Genomic DNA, 1,136 nt, shown 5'->3' with positions numbered 1-1,136 from the left:
CTTTACCTTAACAGAAATTTAAATAAGGGGTAAGCTTCGCTCACCCCAAAACTTATAAATTCTTATATGTTAAAAAAAGCTCCTGATCGGAGCCTATTCGAGAAAAACACCTGTAATAAAGCTGCCGTTCGTTGTCACGGCAGCTTCTTGATGTGTAGGATTAAACAAACGTCCCCCGTTAGCGCAGCATCGTTCGAAAATGCCGGCCAGCATTAGCTCATATACCATGGTAAATCATAATGTATTCATCCGATTCAACCATGTGGAATCCAAATCCATACTTATAAAATCAACCTCAACCAACTTAGGTCTGTCGTTTCGATAAGCATATCCATAGGCAGTTCCGCCACCGTCAGAACCGATTATTACTAAGCCGGGCGCAAAATCACGGACAGCATATTCCTCGTTACCTTCTCCACCATTTACCTCCAACAAAAATTCAACATAATCGGGAAGAAACTTAAGTTGAAGCTGTTGCCATTCAATACCCTTCTAAATGCCGGGCATCATTATACTTTATAAGTGACCAAGTCTTGTCTTCGTGCTGCGACCAGTGCGTAATGGATGTATGGTTAGTTTGAAATCCAACTTTCGGCATTTCAAAGGCGTTTAATCCGAAAAAAAACTGGAAACAGCAATCGATCACACCACCGTGACATACGATTGCAATGGTCTTTCCCTCGTATTCTCGGAAAATTCGATCCAGGGCCATCCCTACCCGCAAAACAAATTGAGGCCAATTCTCGGCTCCCGGTGCTATTATGGAAAACGGGTTCTGTTTAGGGTTATGCAGGGCCAGCAGCTCGTTCAATTTCTCTTTGTTCATACCGAGCGCTTGACCAGGACGCATCTCTTGAAAATCATCCTCCAGGGCAACAGACGCATCTAACCCTTCAACAATTATCTCAGCGGTCTGCTTCGCCCTAAGAAATGAGCTTGCTATCCAGACATCCGCCTGGATCTCCCCTGAACTAGCTAGCCGATCCCTCAGTTTCCTAGCTTGCGTCACTCCCATTTCCGTTAGCCCGTAATCATTAACGATTGGATTGTCAACATTAAATCAGACAACTTTTTTAAGGGCTGCTTGGCGATACTGAATAGGCGTCATATATCCCAGCGATCCGTGAATGCGATGC

The 1,136-nt window shown here is 44.4% G+C and carries 1 protein-coding gene; it reads right to left on the bottom strand.

The window, feature by feature from the left end; genetic code table 11:
• Positions 1-481: 481 nt before the first annotated feature.
• Positions 482-1,042 carry a histidine phosphatase family protein gene (locus BLR08_RS30490; RefSeq protein WP_083537600.1) on the bottom strand — a complete coding sequence of 187 codons (561 nt, stop codon included), beginning with the start codon at positions 1,040-1,042 and terminating at the stop codon, positions 482-484.
• Positions 1,043-1,136 lie beyond the last annotated feature (94 nt).

The sequence above is a fragment of the Paenibacillus sp. cl123 genome (assembly GCF_900101595.1).
In the GTDB taxonomy this organism is placed as follows: domain Bacteria; phylum Bacillota; class Bacilli; order Paenibacillales; family NBRC-103111; genus Paenibacillus_G.
Note: the sequence above shows the minus strand (reverse complement) of the source record. Positions and strands in the feature narration are given on the sequence as shown.